The 15,399-nt window shown below is 39.0% G+C and carries 16 protein-coding genes; 9 read left to right on the top strand and 7 right to left on the bottom strand.

Translation table 11 applies throughout. The features are described 5' to 3' along the window. Positions 1-144 precede the first annotated feature (144 nt). The 4 genes from ABMQ40_RS02890 to rsmG all read right to left on the bottom strand — a co-directional run bounded on the left by ABMQ40_RS02890 (position 145) and on the right by rsmG (position 4,480). Positions 145-2,838, bottom strand: coding sequence for a PD-(D/E)XK nuclease family protein (locus ABMQ40_RS02890; RefSeq protein ID WP_370896354.1), 2,694 nt, complete (start codon positions 2,836-2,838; stop codon positions 145-147). Continuing rightward, positions 2,835-3,377 (bottom strand): DUF922 domain-containing protein, encoded by a 543-nt coding sequence (locus ABMQ40_RS02895; protein ID WP_370896356.1) that lies wholly within the window; start codon positions 3,375-3,377, stop codon positions 2,835-2,837. The genes ABMQ40_RS02890 and ABMQ40_RS02895 overlap by 4 nt, the downstream gene beginning before the upstream one ends. Beyond that, positions 3,374-3,781 (bottom strand): hypothetical protein, encoded by a 408-nt coding sequence (locus ABMQ40_RS02900; protein ID WP_370896358.1) that lies wholly within the window; start codon positions 3,779-3,781, stop codon positions 3,374-3,376. Before ABMQ40_RS02900 ends, ABMQ40_RS02895 begins: the two co-directional genes overlap by 4 nt. Before the next feature lie 63 nt (positions 3,782-3,844). Next, a complete protein-coding gene (gene rsmG / locus ABMQ40_RS02905; protein ID WP_370896360.1) occupies positions 3,845-4,480 on the bottom strand; it encodes a 16S rRNA (guanine(527)-N(7))-methyltransferase RsmG in 636 nt (211 codons plus the stop codon). A gap of 93 nt (positions 4,481-4,573) precedes the next feature. Between rsmG and ABMQ40_RS02910 the strand changes: the two genes are divergently transcribed. From ABMQ40_RS02910 to ABMQ40_RS02935, 6 genes are all read left to right on the top strand, one after another. Beyond that, a complete protein-coding gene (locus tag ABMQ40_RS02910; protein ID WP_370896362.1) occupies positions 4,574-5,767 on the top strand; it encodes a pyridoxal phosphate-dependent aminotransferase in 1,194 nt (397 codons plus the stop codon). 14 nt (positions 5,768-5,781) lie between these two features. Beyond that, complete coding sequence (locus ABMQ40_RS02915; protein ID WP_370896364.1) at positions 5,782-8,721, top strand: M16 family metallopeptidase; 2,940 nt, start codon at positions 5,782-5,784, stop codon at positions 8,719-8,721. A gap of 142 nt (positions 8,722-8,863) precedes the next feature. Continuing rightward, positions 8,864-9,496 (top strand): peroxiredoxin, encoded by a 633-nt coding sequence (locus ABMQ40_RS02920; RefSeq protein ID WP_370896366.1) that lies wholly within the window; start codon positions 8,864-8,866, stop codon positions 9,494-9,496. 122 nt (positions 9,497-9,618) lie between these two features. Continuing rightward, positions 9,619-9,927 (top strand): thioredoxin family protein, encoded by a 309-nt coding sequence (locus ABMQ40_RS02925; protein ID WP_370896368.1) that lies wholly within the window; start codon positions 9,619-9,621, stop codon positions 9,925-9,927. Continuing rightward, positions 9,927-10,175, top strand: a complete 249-nt coding sequence (locus tag ABMQ40_RS02930; RefSeq protein ID WP_370896370.1) for a DUF6952 family protein — start codon at positions 9,927-9,929, stop codon at positions 10,173-10,175. The genes ABMQ40_RS02925 and ABMQ40_RS02930 overlap by 1 nt, the downstream gene beginning before the upstream one ends. Positions 10,176-10,288: 113 nt before the next feature. Further along, positions 10,289-10,483: a hypothetical protein gene (locus tag ABMQ40_RS02935; protein WP_370896372.1), complete on the top strand. Its 195-nt coding sequence runs from the start codon at positions 10,289-10,291 to the stop codon at positions 10,481-10,483. Positions 10,484-10,502: 19 nt separating this feature from the next. Here the strand turns inward: ABMQ40_RS02935 and ABMQ40_RS02940 are convergent, their stop codons facing one another. From ABMQ40_RS02940 to ABMQ40_RS02950, 3 genes are read right to left on the bottom strand one after another with little or no spacing between them, the layout of a single operon-like run. Beyond that, the gene (locus ABMQ40_RS02940; RefSeq protein WP_370896374.1) at positions 10,503-11,189 is read right to left on the bottom strand and encodes a Bax inhibitor-1/YccA family protein; all 687 of its coding nucleotides are present in this window, start codon (positions 11,187-11,189) and stop codon (positions 10,503-10,505) included. 15 nt (positions 11,190-11,204) lie between these two features. Then, a complete protein-coding gene (locus ABMQ40_RS02945; protein WP_370896376.1) occupies positions 11,205-11,657 on the bottom strand; it encodes a peptidylprolyl isomerase in 453 nt (150 codons plus the stop codon). Between the two features lie 36 nt (positions 11,658-11,693). Continuing rightward, positions 11,694-12,728 (bottom strand): acyl-CoA reductase, encoded by a 1,035-nt coding sequence (locus ABMQ40_RS02950; protein WP_370896378.1) that lies wholly within the window; start codon positions 12,726-12,728, stop codon positions 11,694-11,696. A gap of 59 nt (positions 12,729-12,787) precedes the next feature. On the opposite strand from ABMQ40_RS02950, the gene ABMQ40_RS02955 reads away from it, so the two are divergent. The 3 genes from ABMQ40_RS02955 (at position 12,788) to ABMQ40_RS02965 (ending at position 15,398) form a co-directional block, all read left to right on the top strand. Further along, positions 12,788-13,138 carry a 4Fe-4S binding protein gene (locus tag ABMQ40_RS02955; RefSeq protein WP_370896380.1) on the top strand — a complete coding sequence of 117 codons (351 nt, stop codon included), beginning with the start codon at positions 12,788-12,790 and terminating at the stop codon, positions 13,136-13,138. A 111-nt stretch (positions 13,139-13,249) separates the two neighbouring features. Continuing rightward, positions 13,250-14,314 carry a 3-phosphoserine/phosphohydroxythreonine transaminase gene (gene serC / locus ABMQ40_RS02960; RefSeq protein WP_370896382.1) on the top strand — a complete coding sequence of 355 codons (1,065 nt, stop codon included), beginning with the start codon at positions 13,250-13,252 and terminating at the stop codon, positions 14,312-14,314. Between the two features lie 118 nt (positions 14,315-14,432). Continuing rightward, complete coding sequence (locus tag ABMQ40_RS02965; RefSeq protein WP_370896384.1) at positions 14,433-15,398, top strand: D-2-hydroxyacid dehydrogenase; 966 nt, start codon at positions 14,433-14,435, stop codon at positions 15,396-15,398. Position 15,399 lies beyond the last annotated feature (1 nt).

A 15,399-nucleotide genomic window follows, 5' to 3' on the forward strand; every position in this document is an offset into this window, starting at 1 on the left:
AAAAATTATATATTTCAGATCCCGGCTATCGCCGGGATCTTATTCTTATATTTATTCTCTGAATAACGAAAGAAATCCGGCAAGAAAGTGAAATGAATCATTTCTTCTCATCCTTATTGAAAGCAACTTGGCGACGGTTGTTTTTTAACCGGTATAAGGTTTAACCGTTTCCGTGAAATTAATGTCAGGATTCAATATTTCAAGGATCAGGCTTTTCACAGACTCCATAGCATTATCAATACTTCCCTTCTCGAACTGCAGAGTTACCACTCCTTTCCTGGCCTCCGCAAAACTCCAGATCCCTGTTTCAACAGGTAATCCCCAAAATTCGGGAAGACTCTGGATGACATATTGGTAAATGCATAACTGCAATGCCTGCTTCCTGTCGCTGTTATGAAAATATTCAGCAATATTGTCTTCATCTATCTTTACAACCAGATTTCTGATTTTAGCTGTTTTATAGTCGATGATCCTCAAAGTACCGTTCAGGCGGTCGATCCTGTCTATAAACCCGAAAAAGGAAACTTTATCACTACCGTCTAGATAAAAATCTACATTTTCAAATTTCCTTTCAATATCAATGATTTCTAATTTATTTCCTTTTCTGATCAGCTCAAGATCATAATTCAAAATGCTTTCAATGACTTTTTTGGCAATCGCCCGGTGTATGAAGTTCATCCCTTTCTCATAAAATTCAGGCTGATGTTTTAGTTTTTCAATGGCAACATCTATATATTGATCAATCACTTTAATCAACCCGTTCAAATCGCTTTCTTTAAGCACTTTACCTTTTATCACTTCATATATTTTTTGAAGTGAATAATGGACCAGATTCCCGTAATTTTTTACGGACAGCTCTTCTTCAATCTCATCCGTTTCAGAGGTATTCAGAATTTTTGACAGGTAGAAATCTACCGGATTATAAAGGTAGCTGGTAAGGTGTGAGGCGGATACCTTTTCTTTCCATTTCTGTAGCCTTTCAAGGACAATCTCTGTCTTTGGAATCTCAATGGGTTGCATGACAATCGGCTCCGAAGAATTTTCAATGATGAGATGTTCTATCCGGTGAGAGCTTTCCATTTCGATCTGTGTAATGAACCTGCTTTTCTCTCCGGTATTTACTCCCGAACTGAGCGCGTTATAGAGCAAATGCACATTCTTTGCATCCTGAATAAGCCTGTAAAAATGATAGGCATAAATACTGTCGTTTTCTATAAAAGTATGCAGATCAAAATATTTTCTGATATCAAAAGGGATATAGGTATTCTGTGAGTTTCCTAGCGGCAGTTTCCCTTCGTTTACCGAAAGCATGATAACGTTTTCAAAATTTAAAAGACGTGTTTCCAGAAGCCCCATAATCTGAAGCCCCCGTAACGGTTCACCCTGAAAGTCAATACTTTCAGAATTGATATGCTGATTGATCAGGATCTCCAGCGTCTCCATTTTGATCTCAAAAGAATAAGGGGCCAGCTGATTCTTGATGATCCTGAAGGCGCTTTCAAAGTGTGAAACGTTCTCATATTGGATATCATCTATTTCCAGCCATTTGATCTGTTGGCAGAAAGCGATAAGCATATCCAGGTATTCCCTTGTGGAGCCGGCTTTCAGAAGCAGATCGAAATAAGAAAGCCTGCCCAGAAGTTCATGAAGCAATTTTTTTGAAATGTACACAATATTCCTTTCCTCTACCCTGGATTTAAATTCATTGATAACCTGCTCATCATCAGCAGACTTAGGCAACTCTTCAAGGATAGTAAAAATATCTCTGTAGTAATATGAGGTTTTATTTTTTTCAAGTTGCTTCTGAAGATAGAACAATTGCTTTACAGCATTGGAAAAGGAAAGATTTTTCAAAGGAAAGCCCATGGTAATATTCAGACTCTGAATACCATACATCACATCAAGACTTGCAGGAAGGAGACTTTCATCCAGGAGCACTACTGCCGTGTCAGAATAGGTTTTATTTTCTATTTCCTTAAAAATTTCAGGAAGTATCTTAGTTTGGGTCACATTTCCGGAAACTTCATAAACCTTGATATTCTTGGGCTGGTTAAAGTCATCCTCAATCCATTGGAATGGTCTATTTTCATTAAATTCTTTCCAGGTCTTATGGTTTCGCAGAAATTTTCCGGCTTCCTGTCTTTCATCATCAAAGTAATAATGATCTGCCTGAAAAAAACATTGAGCCTTGTCCCATTGCAAAAGGCATCTTACCAGCTTTTCCTCTACCGGCGTGAAGGCATTAAATCCACAGAATACAAATTGCTCGGAAGTAGTTCTGGCAAAATCATTGATCCTGGTTCTGGCTGTTTCATGGATCATGCCTGAGGTAGCCCAGTTTCTTTCCTTCAGCTTTTTCTTCAGAACAGGAAGGAAGATATTCATATTCCGCCAGAAATTCAAAAACTTTTTCCTGGGAATATGGTCTTCCTCGCCAAGATTCTGGGCCCAGTCCTTGATCCTTTCTTCATCAAACATATATTGAAGTACCGCCTGGTCACCTTCAGAAAACTTAAGGATATCATCCCAGTCTTTCTGTAAGGTAGGGAACCATTTCAAAAATTCGGCAAAATCATCATTGGGAATGAGATTAAGACTTTTATAAACATCAAAAGCAAACAGCCACAGAGCAATTCCCTGGATCGGCTGCTGATCTGCAATCCTGTCTATCAGTTCTTCGATGGTAAAAAAGTTGGGCAAAAAACCTGAATAATTACGTTCCTCCAGAATCCGCCTGATGAACACAATGGGACGTTTGCCGGGCAGAACGATGTTAAATACGGATAAATCCGTATTCCGGGCCAGCAGTTCATCGATGATTTTATTGAGAAATTTCAAATGGTACTATAGCTTTTAAGGTTTTCCAGTTCTTCAGCAATAATACGATTATATTCGGCTTGTTTTTCTTCATCTATTCCATTTTTGGTGTCTTTATCATAAGATACCTGAAATTTTCTGTAATCGTTCAGAATTTTGTTGTAGATAGACTGGAAATATTTATTATAATCCCCGGAAGTTTTGATTTTCTCATAAACCTCCTTACGCAGCTTTCTTGCAAAAACTTCGGCTATATCAAAATGTTTCTGCTCGTGGGCCAAAACATAATCATTGATGTGCTTGACGTCTTTCCACGATTTATCCTCGTTAAAAACGGTCTCAATAGCAATTTTTACCGGAGATTTCGGATTTGTGGATTTTACCACGGAATATACCCAGCCACAATTGGTATAGGCTACAACATTATTCCCTCTCTGATTGTTTATTTTACTTTTAAAGTTGCTCCACTTAAGCTTTACATCCTCTTTCCAAACTATCCTCTGACCATGCAGGATGCCAATAGCCAGAAAACAAGATAAAAAAATCCATTTCAATATCATTCAACTACAATTGTTTTGGTGATCCAGCTATCACCTCCATTCCAGAATTTAAAAGTATAGGTTCCGGCCTGCTGGGGATTGAAGTTGATCTGGCTGGTTCCTGTATAGCTTCCCTCGGCGCATGGTCCGTTGGTAATATATTTATAGGCAGTTACTGTTCTTGAATGATTATCTCCGTAAATATAGTCATAGCCATAAAAGCCCTCACAATGAGAAGGATAGGTAGAATAGGTCCTGATACTCTGAACGGCATATACATCCATGGTATCATTGGCAATCTTCACGCTATCTATTTTTATCTTATCTATGGATTCTATGGTTTGATAATCATCATCGTCATCACAAGAAATAAGAAATAATGCTAAAACCGCTGCAGAAAGTCCGATGGTAACACATTTTTTCATAACTACACAATTTTGATCAGTTAATAAAATATTCAGCAAAAATTATTCCTCAAATATGTTAAATCAAGAATTAAAATTCCCTTTTGATACATAAACTACTTTCTTTGTATCAAAGAATTCTTCATCAAAGTAATTTTTAAGATTAAAGATTTCACATTTTATTCCGGCCAGCTCTTCTGCAAGATCTCCGCCCTTTAAATATAAAACTCCGTTATGTTTTGGATTGAGCTGTTCTTTTTCAAATTTTCCTTTCAGCCATCTTAAAAATTCCGGCATCCGGGTCACTGCCCTGCTTACCACAAAATGGAATTTCTCCTTTAGCTTTTCCGCTCTGCCGTGAACGGCCGTTACGTTTTTCAGTCCTACCCCTTCAGCCACAGCCTTTACTACCGTTATTTTCTTCCCGATGGAATCAATTAAGGTAAATTCTGCTTCGGGAAATAAGATAGCCAGAGGTATTCCAGGAAATCCACCGCCTGTCCCGATATCCAATACCTTTGTTCCGGGTGCAAAACCCATTACCTTTGCAATTCCCATTGAGTGCAGAATATGTTTCTCATACAAAGATTCCATATCCTTTCTGGAGATCACATTGATTTTTTCATTCCATTCATTGTACAGTTTTTCCAGTTTTGCAAACTGTTCCACCTGTAATTCTGTAAGATCCGGAAAGTATTTTAATAGTAACGATGTAGACATGTAGATTATTATAAGAAAGCAAAAATAAGTTTTATTTCATATTCCATTCAAATTAAGTTTTTATTATATATTTGTTCAAATGCAAGAAATTATATGGATAAACTTTCGGACAGAGTAAAAAGATTAGGTTACTCTCAGACTTTCGTAATGTCTAACAGGGTTAGAGAAATGAAAGCCAACGGAATAGACGTCATCAGCCTAACCTTAGGGGAGCCAGATTTCGATGTTCCGGAAAATATAAAACAGGCAGCTTTCGATGCAATCAATCAAAATTACAGCCATTATTCTCCCGTTCCGGGATTTTTAGAACTTCGTGAAGCTATAGCTTATAAATTAAAAAGAGATAACGACCTGGAATACAAACCCACCCAGATCTGTGTTTCAAACGGTGCCAAACAGGCTATTTTAAATGTTCTGGCAGCCATTATCAATGACGGCGACGAAGTTTTGCTTCCTGCACCTTATTGGGTGAGCTATGATGAAATGGTAAAAATGATGGGCGGAACTTCTGTGATGCTGCAGACCTCTTATGTCACCGATTTTAAAGTTACCGCCGAACAGCTGGAAGAAGCTATTACCGATAAAACCAAAGCAATCCTCTTCAGCTCTCCATGCAATCCTTCAGGCGGATATTACACTTACGACGAGCTCCAATCCTTAGCCAGAGTTATTGCTAAATACCCTCACGTTACCGTTATTTCTGACGAAATTTACGAATATATCAACTATGAAACAAGAACAACCTCTATTGCACGGTTTCCTGAAATTTATGAGCAGACTGCCGTAATCAACGGAATGTCCAAGGCATTTGCCATGACGGGCTGGAGAATCGGATATTCCGCATGTCCGGAATGGCTTGCCAAAGCTTGTGAAAAGATCCAGGGACAAATGACCAGCGGTGCCAATACAATGGCTCAAAGAGCTTCCATTACCGCATTAAGAACCGACCCTTCGGAATATCAATATATGATCGACGCTTTTAGGAAAAGAAGAGATCTTGTTTATGATCTGATAAAAGAAATTCCCGGTTTCAAAGTTCTTCTTCCTAAAGCAGCTTTTTATTTTTTCCCGGATGTTTCTCATTACATCGGAAAAACCCTCAATGGAACGGAGATCAGAAATTCCGATGATTTTGCTATGTTTTTACTGGACCATGCCCATGTGGGGACTGTTGGGGGAGTTTCATTCGGTAGCCCTGAATGCATCAGGTTTTCTTATGCTGCTTCCGAAGAGGATTTAAAAGAAGCCATGAAACGAATCAAGAATTTATTAGACCAATTCAACTAAAAAAAATAACGGAAATGAATTTTTTAAAGAGAATCACAATTGTAACAAGCATTGCTGCGGCGAGCTACTGCGGATATGCTTACGGACAGGATTTCCAATGGAAAGAAGCAACATCCAATGGCTACACCTACAGATATGTAACGAATGATCCTACTTCAGCGAGATATTATACCCTAAAAAACGGATTAACGGTCATCCTGAGCCCTACAAAAAAGGATCCCAGAATCCAGACTTTTATCGCTACAAAAGCAGGTAGTAAAACCGATCCCGCAGATCATACCGGTTTAGCGCATTACCTCGAGCATATGCTCTTTAAAGGAACCGACCAGTTCGGGTCAAAAGACTGGGTGAAAGAAAAACCGCTTCTGGACCAGATCGATGCGCTTTACGAAAAATACAACCAGACCAAAGACGAAGCCAAAAGAAAAGAAATTTACAAAGAAATCGACAGGATTTCCGGTGAGGCCTCAAAATACGCCATTGCCAATGAATATGACAAAATGATGTCCGGAATGGGAGCAGATGGCACCAATGCCTTTACCTCTTTTGAGCAGACCGTGTATACAGAGGATATCCCCGCAAATGTTGCAGACAAGTTTCTGGCTGTTCAGGCGGAAAGGTTCAGGCAGCCTGTCCTGAGACTTTTTCATACGGAATTGGAAGCTGTCTATGAAGAAAAGAACAGAGGCCTTGATAACGACCCAAGAAAAGTGTATGAAGCCATGTTTGCAGCAATCTTCCCCAATAACAATTATGGGAAGCAAACCACCATCGGGACAGTTGAGCATTTGAAAAATCCTTCGCTAAAGGCAATCAGGGAATATTTTAATAATTACTATGTCCCTAATAATATGGGTGTGATCATGTCCGGAGATTTTAACCCTGATGAAATGATTGTAAAAATCGACAAAGCCTTTTCTTACATGAAGCCGAAACCGATTCCTGAATATAAGGTAGGAACGGAACAACCGATCACAACCCCTATAATCAGGGAAGTTTACGGCCCTACTCCGGAAAATATCACGATCGGGTTCAGGTTTCCCGGCGCTACAACAAAAGATGCAAGAATGCTGAACTTCATCGGAAGTATGCTGACAAACGGGCAGGCAGGGCTGATTGATTTAGACCTTGTTAAAAAACAGAAGTTGCTGGCAGCTTACGCCTTTCCGTATGTATTGAAAGATTATTCGGTACTCTTGTTACAGGGAAATCCTAAGGAAGGTCAATCTTTGGATGATGTGAAGGCCTTATTGCTTCAGGAGATCAACAAACTAAGAAAAGGTGAGTTTTCTGATGACCTGATCCAGTCCATTGTCAATAACGAAAGGAAAAACGTTATCCAGAGATACGAAAAATATACATCCAGAGCAGAATCCCTGATGGACGAGTTCACTTCTGAAGTAGACCATAAAACACAACTGGCCTACATTGATGAGATCTCCAAGCTGACCAAGAAAGATATTATGGATTTTGCTTCAAAATACCTTCAGGATAACAATTATGTAGCGGTTTATAAAAGAAAAGGAGAAGATAAGAACATTGTAAAGGTTGACAAACCTGCCATTACTCCGGTTTCCGTGAACAGGGATGATCAGTCTTCTTTCCTGAAAAAGGTGAATGATATGCCGGAAGCACCGATTTCTCCGGTTTGGCTAAACTTTGACAAGGATATTGCCAAAAATAAATTAGGCGATGCAGAGGTACTTTCTGTGAAAAATACAGAAAACTCACTTTTCAGACTTTATTATTATTTTGATTCGGGGAAATGGAGCAATAAGATGCTTCCTTTGGCAGCAGAATATCTTCAGTATTTAGGCACTAAAAATAAATCATCCGAAGACATCAGTAAAGAATTTTACAAGCTGGCGTCCAGCTTCAATGTAAGTGCAGGAAATGAAGAAACTTATGTCACCCTGGAAGGGTTGAATGAAAATTTCGATAAAACGGCAGCCCTGTTTGAAGACCTGATCAAAAACTGCCAGCCTGATCAGGCCGCTCTGGATGCTTATAAAGCACGATTGAAAAAAGCAAGGGCTAATGCCAAGCAAAATAAAAACTCCATTATGGCAGGCTTAAGGAGCTATGCACAATACGGTCCGCAAAATCCGTTCAACAATGTGTTAAGCGATGCTGAACTGGACGCATTAAAGGCCGAAGATCTTGTCAACATACTCCATGACCTGTTTAATTATAAGCATAAAGTATTATATTACGGTCCAAAGTCAGGGAACGAGCTTATCACTTCACTCACTCCTATCCATAAGTCTTCGGGGCCATTAAAGGATATGCCGAAGATCAGGACCTTTACACAGATTCCTACCGATAAGAATAAGGTGTTGTTTGCCCACTATGACATGGTGCAGGCCGAGATCTTCTGGGTAAGGAACGGAGAGCAGTACAATTCGGCAATCACTCCTACTGTAAGCTTATTCAACAACTATTTCGGAGGCGGAATGGGCTCTGTGGTCTTCCAGACCATCAGGGAATCCAAAGCGCTGGCTTATTCTACCTATTCTTACTTCTCCCTGCCGAGCAAAAAAGAGGATAAAGACATGATTATGGCCTATGTAGGTACCCAGGCAGATAAATTCAATGAATCTACAACAGCCATGAATGAGCTTTTAACCAGCCTTCCTCAATCACAGCAATTATTTGAGACTGCTAAAAACGGATTGAGGAAAACCATTGCCGCCGAAAGAATTTCGCAGGACGGGATTATCTTCAGCTATCTGAGAGCTCAAAAACTGGGAAATAATTTCGATATGAGAAAGAACGTATATGAGCAGGCTCCTAAATTAGCCTTTACGGATATCAGCAATTTCCACGACAAGGAAATGAAAAATAAAAATTATACCTATTGTCTGGTAGCATCACAAGACAAAGTAAAAGAAGCCGATATGCAAAAACTGGGCGAAGTCAAAAAGCTCAGTCTTACCGAAATATTTGGTTATTAAATTAAAGAAAAGCTCTGAATTCAGAGCTTTTTCTTTATGACGTACCAAAAACAATTATAGATTTTATTTATCAATAACAACTTGTTCCATAGACAAAATATTTATATATTTGCAACAGAAAATTTAAATAAAACAGAAAATTATGTCTTTAGTAGGAAAAAAATTCCCGAATGTAACAGTAGATGCGATCTCTGAAATGGGTGATGATCTAAGAATCAACATCTTTGAAGAAGCAACAGCTAACCAGCAAAAAGTTCTTTTATTCTGGTATCCGAAAGATTTTACTTTCGTTTGCCCTACTGAACTTCATGCTTTCCAGGAAGCTTTAGGTGAATTCGAAAAAAGAAACACTAAGGTAATCGGCGCTTCTTGTGATACCAACGAAGTACACTTTGCATGGCTAAATACGGCAAAAGACAACGGAGGTATCGAAGGGGTTACTTATCCGCTTCTGGCTGACACGCACAGACAGCTGGCAAACATCCTGGGGATTGTAGATCAGGATTTTGAATATGATGAAGATGGAAACGAAACTTTTACAGGTTCTAATGTAACTTACAGAGCAACTTATCTGATTGATGAGACAGGAAAAATCTTCCATGAATCTGTAAACGACATGCCTTTAGGAAGAAACGTAAAAGAGTATTTGAGACTGATTGATGCTTATACTCACGTTCAAAAGCACGGAGAAGTTTGCCCTGCAAACTGGGAAGAAGGAAAAGAAGCTATGAAAGCTGACAGAAATTCTACTGCAGAATATTTAGCAAAAAACTAAAATAATGTGCTACCTGAAAATGAGATAATTTGAAGATTATCACCAATGGTTTGAAAATTATCTCATTTTCTTTCTTATATACGACTGCACATTCCCAATCAATAATTAATCACATTGAAATTATGTATACAGAATTAACAGAAGACACGCTGCAAAATATTGTAAGCGACAATGAAAAGGTTGTAGTTCAGTACGGTGCCACATGGTGCGGAAACTGCAGGATCATGAAGCCTAAATTTAAAAAATTAGCCTCGGAGAACCAGGATATTCCATTTTTATATGTAGATGCGGAAAAACTACCGGAAAGCCGAAAATTGGCTAAAGTGGATAACCTTCCTACCTTTGCTATTTTCAAAAACGGAGAACTGGTAAACCAGGTTCAGACTAACCAGGCTGAAAGCTTAATTAACCTATTTAATGAATTGAAGTAATGAAGTTACCTATAATCAGACAATTTTATCAGAACCAGACTCCGGAAAACCTCGAAAAGACACTTGAAGTTTTGGAAAGCTTCTGTGAATTCAGAGGAACAAGTGAAGAAGACCTGAATGTTGCCGGAGAATTGATTACCAATATCTGCGGAGCTTTGGAAGTTCATGCCAACGTTCAAAATGGAATGAACGAAAAGGACGCCCTGAACTCTTTTGCCCAAAAGGTCTTGGGATCAATTGACAAATAACGACCAGAGAACACTGAAAGTTTAAACATCCGGATTTAAACTTTAAACACACAATACTTCGCGAAGTTTTTTTCAAAAACCTTAACCATACAACCTTTAAAAAGACACAAGTAATGACCCTGGATCCCGTCATTACAACCGTCACTTCGAGTAGCAAAGCGTATCGAGAAGTGACACCATATCACATTTTAAGCACTTCAAACAAAACAGATCGTTATAAAAAGCAGAACAGCGTGGCCTATCAGGAAACTCAAAAATATATCCAAATAAAAGATCCCAATGAAAACATCAGGATCTTTAATTTATAGTGCATCTATCTCAGGCCTTTTAACTTCTCCTGCTCATTAAAATTCTAAGAATATACCAGAACAACAGCATAATAGAGGCAAAAAGCTGTAAAGAAGCACCTACATACTGCCCTGTTGTATAAGTTTGCTGAAGCTTACTGGTCTCATATAAAATACTGGCTGAGGCTAAGATCACCATTCCCACAGAGAACCAAAGCCCAAGCCCGAATCCGAAAATCGCTCCCGCGATAATCAGCCCAAGGGAGATAAAGCCTCCGATGATGATGATATTCCTCAGGAACGAAAAATCTTTTTTAGAAGTAAATGCTACAGCCGATAATCCGGCAAACATCGCAACCGTAAGCGTAGCCGCCTGGAAAATGACCATTCCGCCTGCACTGGCAACAGCAATATAAATCATCGGAAGGAAAATAATGGCTTCTAAAAGGATATAAAAGCCTAAACCAAAATATTGGGTCGACCGGCTTTGTGATAAAGACCATTTATTCGCTAATACCGAAGCCAGCCAGAAAATTCCGATGACCAAAAGCCAGATATAATTTTTACTTATCATTTTAAAAATCAATTCGGCGGGAACGATTCTTAACAATAAAGCTTCCACCCCGATAAATGCAAGGACGGATAAAGCCACATGCAAATACGTTTTTCTGTAAAAGCTCGCTTTTTCTACTTCTGTAGAATGAGCAACAAGAACATCTGTCATCATAGTTATTTTTGTTAATTATTTAGAAACAGGATTATTTTTTACAGGCTTGATTCCGAGAATTTTTCCATCGTTTTCAAATATAGCCGTAATGATTTCTTTTGGCGGTGACCCCGCATCATCAGTATATTTGTATTCGATCATGGGATAGCTGCTGCCATCTTTCAATGATTTATAGCCGCTTCTGAAAATTTCAAGCTTTTTACTAAAATCAATATCCTCTGAAAGCCTGGTATAAACACGATCAGTCACTACCTTTTTTGCCTTTTCAGAAAGCAGTTCCTCCATTGCCTTACGGTCGGAAGCCTTCAGTGCATTGATAAATTTAAAGAAGGCTTCATTATAAAGGGCTCTTTTTTCCTGATCCAATTCCGGAGCCTGTGTTGTTATTTTCTGGTTGCTATCAGTCTTCGATTGTGAAAAGTCCAACTGAAAAACCAGCATTGCGAATACTAAAAGTATCTTTTTCATATATGGGGTAATAAATGACCCAAAAGATACGAAAAATCAGACCACTTCCAAAAATTTCATTGTATCCACATTATCGGCGTAGGTATCCAGCCCCGGATTCTGCGCTTCCCCGAACGGGATGGAATCCAGCCCCAGATCTGCCTTAGCCACCACGCATTGGATGTTTTCTTCATTTTCAGCAATAAAGGCTTTAACATCTTCCAACGAGGAATACCTGCTGAAATTAATTACGGAAAGCGGGCTAAACAGCCGGTCATCTTCCTTCAGCATTACAAAGTTATTATCCCAGAACTGTTCCTGGTTCAGGAGATAAACCGCTCTGTTATAATCATAATTATTAGCATATTTATTATGATTGATAATATCCTTAAACCCTAAAAAGTTTTCAAAAAGCCTGTCAATCACAAAATCCTGCGGAATGAAAAGCCTGGTAACATTTCTGCAGCCTAAACCGAAATACTGGAAAATGTCTTTAGCGAGAAGCTGTAATTCACCGTCGGTTTCATCACCTTTCAATACCGCTATTGAAGTCCTGTTTTTACGGATAATGCTCAGGTAATCCTTAAAATAATACTCCAGGTATCTCGCCGTATTATTGCTACCGGTAGCAATTACGGCATCAAAGTTTTCAAGCTTGTCAACTATTTCATACCCAACATACCCTTCAGAAAACTCTTTCCATTTTCTCAGCAGATACGGGATCATGTATTTATCCTTTGAAGAAAGCTTGATCACCGGAACATGATTGGCCAACACTACTGAGACCACATCATGAAGCCCTACCAAGGGAATGTTTCCCGCCAGGATAAGCCCTACCCTTTTAGAAATTTTAGAAATAGAATAATTTTTAAGCCAGTTTCTTATATTTTTCTCATTCAATAGGTCCGCCCATTGCTGAAGAGCAAACTTCTGATTATCAATAGTAAACCACGGATTTTCTATTTCAGACTTTTTCAGCAATAATTCAAATTCAGAATCATTCTCATTATAGCTTTCAGGACTCTTTGCCAAAAAACCATTGATGTATTCACCTAGTCTCGTAAGTCCTAAAACTTGATTTTCGATATGCATAATTACTTTTAAATTGGGGAATATTTTGTAATTTTGTGCAAATTTAAAAAAAATTAGCGATGGCTATTAAAATAACTGATGAATGCATTAATTGTGGAGCCTGTGAACCGGAATGCCCAAATAATGCAATATATGAAGGGGCCGTAGATTGGAAAGCTTCTGAAGGTACCGCTCTTAAAGGAACTGTTACATTACCGTCCGGGCTGACAATAGATGCAGATGCACCGCAGGAACCTGTAAGTGATGATGTTTACTTTATTGTTACCGATAAATGTACAGAATGTAAAGGTTTCCACGAAGAGCCGCAGTGCGCAGCAGTTTGCCCGGTAGATTGCTGTGTTCCTGATGAAGACCACGTAGAATCTGAAGAAAGCCTGCTTAATAAAAAAGCATTCTTACACGGTGAATAAAAATGCCGTCTCATACAGCATGAGACGGTTTTTTTAACTATATCTCTGAAATCAATCTTAAAATATTAAAATGAAACCGCAGGAACTTATGTTCCGCAAAAAAACAAAAATATGAGTAAAAAGCACAATTTTAGCGCAGGACCATGTATCCTTCCACAGGAAGTATTTCAAAAATCGGCGGAAGCTATTTTAGATTTTAACGGAATCGGTTTGTCCATTCTTGAAATCTCCCACAGAAGTAAAGATTTCGTTTCAGTAATGGAAGAAGCGCGTGCGATTGTAAAAAGACTGATGAACCTTGGTGATGAATATGAGGTTTTATATCTGGGAGGCGGTGCCAGTCTTCAGTTTGCGATGGTTCCTTATAACCTGCTGAAAGTAGGCGGTAAAGCAGCTTATCTGGATACGGGAACCTGGGCTGCCGGAGCTATCAAGGAAGCAAAAAAACTGGGAACAGTGGACATTGTAGGTTCCTCAAAAGAGGAAAACTACTCCTTCATTCCAAAAGATTACACGGTAGGCCCGGAGTATAACTATTTCCACTGCACCTCGAACAATACCATCTACGGGACGCAAATGAAGTCTTTCCCTGAAGTGGATACCTTGATGGTTTGCGATATGAGTTCCGATATTTTCTCCAGACAGCTGGATTTTTCCAAATTTGACCTTATCTATGCCGGAGCTCAAAAAAATATGGGACCAGCCGGTGTTACCCTGGTTGTGGTAAAAAAAGAAATCCTCGGAAAAACAGAAAGAGAAAATATGCTTTCCATGCTGGATTACTCACAGCATATTGCCAAAGAATCCATGCTGAACACACCGCCCGTTTTCCCTGTTTACGCTTCCCTGCTAACTTTGCAGTATCTTGAAAGAAATGGAGGAATTGCCGCGGCAGAACAGAGAAATGAAGCCAAGGCCAAACTTTTATACGATGAAATCGACAGCAATCCACTGTTTGAAACTTTCTGCGTAAAAGAAGACCGCTCCCTGATGAATGTCTCTTTCAGACTGACAGATGAAAGCAAAAAAGAGGAATTTGACAACGCCTGGAAAGCTGCAGGAATTAACGGATTAAACGGACACAGAAGTCTGGGAGGATACAGGGCAAGTTTATACAATGCCTTACCTATCGAAAGTGTTCAGGTTCTGGTAGACGTAATGAAATCCATCAGATAGTTTTAACCAATAAAAGCCAAAATTTGAAGATTCTGACGGTTATTTTAAATTTTATTAATTTGCGGATCGATTTAAAATTTAAATATCACCCTTTTTAATCTTTAAATCAACAAAATTTATGAAAGTTTTAGCTAATGATGGAATCTCCAAATCCGGAGAGTCAGCTTTAAAAGAAGCAGGGATCGAAGTACTGGATAACAGGGTTGCCCAGGATCATGTGATCAGCTTCATCAACGAAAACAATGTGGATGTACTTCTGGTAAGAAGCGCAACAAAAGTAAAGCAGGACGTCATCGATGCCTGCCCCGGCCTCAAAATTATAGGAAGAGGCGGTATCGGAATGGATAATATAGATGTAGACTATGCCAGAGGTAAAGGTATAAAGGTGATCAATACCCCTACCGCATCCTCAAAATCAGTAGCCGAACTGGTATTTGGCCACTTTTTTTCACTGGCGAGATTCTTACATGAATCCAACAGGCTCATGCCTCTGGAAGGAGAAACCCACTTCAACGCGATGAAAAAATCATTCAGCAATGCCTATGAGCTTTCAGGGAAAACCTTAGGCGTTATCGGATTTGGAAGCATCGGACAGGAAGTGGTAAAAATGGGGATCGCATTAGGAATGAAAGTTATGGTTTTAACAAGAAAGCCTAAGACAGAGGTGCTTACGCTGAACTTTTTCGACGGACAGTCGGTAAGCTTTGAAATTACTTCATCCAATGATACCGATGCATTCCTTAAAAATGCAGATTTCATCAGTATCAATACCCCAAAAACAAATGAATATATAATAGACACCGAACAGTTTAAGAAAATGAAGGACGGTGTTTATATTGTAAATACTGCAAGAGGTGGCGTGATTAACGAGGTGGCCCTGATTGATTTTATAGAATCAGGAAAAGTTGCAGGAGCGGCCCTGGATGTTTTTGAAAATGAACCTAATCCGGAGCTGCCGTTATTAATGAATCCCGCATTGTCCCTTTCTCCGCATGTAGGCGGAAATACGGTAGATGCCCAGGAAAAAATCGGAGTTGAACTTGCACAACAAATTATTAAGCTACAAAAAGAAACTATAGAATAAA

This window comes from Chryseobacterium gossypii (genome assembly GCF_041361455.1).
In the GTDB taxonomy this organism is placed as follows: domain Bacteria; phylum Bacteroidota; class Bacteroidia; order Flavobacteriales; family Weeksellaceae; genus Chryseobacterium; species Chryseobacterium gossypii.

What these genes read in the sequence shown, in the direction of transcription:
- ABMQ40_RS02895 (WP_370896356.1), bottom strand. Translation starts at nt 3,377, where the DNA reads ATGATATTGAAATGGATTTTTTTATCTTGTTTTCTGGCTATTGGCATC.
- ABMQ40_RS02900 (WP_370896358.1), bottom strand. Translation starts at nt 3,781, where the DNA reads ATGAAAAAATGTGTTACCATCGGACTTTCTGCAGCGGTTTTAGCATTA.
- rsmG (WP_370896360.1), bottom strand. Translation starts at nt 4,480, where the DNA reads ATGTCTACATCGTTACTATTAAAATACTTTCCGGATCTTACAGAATTA.
- ABMQ40_RS02910 (WP_370896362.1), top strand. Translation starts at nt 4,574, where the DNA reads ATGGATAAACTTTCGGACAGAGTAAAAAGATTAGGTTACTCTCAGACT.
- ABMQ40_RS02915 (WP_370896364.1), top strand. Translation starts at nt 5,782, where the DNA reads ATGAATTTTTTAAAGAGAATCACAATTGTAACAAGCATTGCTGCGGCG.
- ABMQ40_RS02920 (WP_370896366.1), top strand. Translation starts at nt 8,864, where the DNA reads ATGTCTTTAGTAGGAAAAAAATTCCCGAATGTAACAGTAGATGCGATC.
- ABMQ40_RS02925 (WP_370896368.1), top strand. Translation starts at nt 9,619, where the DNA reads ATGTATACAGAATTAACAGAAGACACGCTGCAAAATATTGTAAGCGAC.
- ABMQ40_RS02930 (WP_370896370.1), top strand. Translation starts at nt 9,927, where the DNA reads ATGAAGTTACCTATAATCAGACAATTTTATCAGAACCAGACTCCGGAA.
- ABMQ40_RS02935 (WP_370896372.1), top strand. Translation starts at nt 10,289, where the DNA reads ATGACCCTGGATCCCGTCATTACAACCGTCACTTCGAGTAGCAAAGCG.
- ABMQ40_RS02940 (WP_370896374.1), bottom strand. Translation starts at nt 11,189, where the DNA reads ATGATGACAGATGTTCTTGTTGCTCATTCTACAGAAGTAGAAAAAGCG.
- ABMQ40_RS02945 (WP_370896376.1), bottom strand. Translation starts at nt 11,657, where the DNA reads ATGAAAAAGATACTTTTAGTATTCGCAATGCTGGTTTTTCAGTTGGAC.
- ABMQ40_RS02950 (WP_370896378.1), bottom strand. Translation starts at nt 12,728, where the DNA reads ATGCATATCGAAAATCAAGTTTTAGGACTTACGAGACTAGGTGAATAC.
- ABMQ40_RS02955 (WP_370896380.1), top strand. Translation starts at nt 12,788, where the DNA reads ATGGCTATTAAAATAACTGATGAATGCATTAATTGTGGAGCCTGTGAA.
- serC (WP_370896382.1), top strand. Translation starts at nt 13,250, where the DNA reads ATGAGTAAAAAGCACAATTTTAGCGCAGGACCATGTATCCTTCCACAG.
- ABMQ40_RS02965 (WP_370896384.1), top strand. Translation starts at nt 14,433, where the DNA reads ATGAAAGTTTTAGCTAATGATGGAATCTCCAAATCCGGAGAGTCAGCT.